The 200-nt window shown below is 41.5% G+C and carries 1 tRNA gene; it reads left to right on the top strand.

The features are described from left to right. Window positions 1-14: 14 nt before the first annotated feature. Window positions 15-90 (top strand) — tRNA-Val (locus CXF72_RS00640). Window positions 91-200 lie beyond the last annotated feature (110 nt).

Below are 200 nucleotides of genomic sequence, written 5' to 3'. Positions count from 1 at the left end.
ACCAACTTAAAGATGGGCGATTAGCTCAGTTGGGAGAGCACCGCCCTTACAAGGCGGGGGTCACTGGTTCAAGCCCAGTATCGCCCACCATCTTTAAATTTAACGCAATAAATTATCTACGTTTTAAATCAAATACCACCCAGCATTCTTAGCTTAATAAACTATCCACGTTTTAAATCAAATACCACCCAGCATTCTTA

Source organism: Psychromonas sp. MB-3u-54 (assembly GCF_002836415.1).
In the GTDB taxonomy this organism is placed as follows: Bacteria; Pseudomonadota; Gammaproteobacteria; order Enterobacterales; family Psychromonadaceae; genus Psychromonas.
This window is presented reverse-complemented; position numbering and strand designations above follow the sequence as displayed.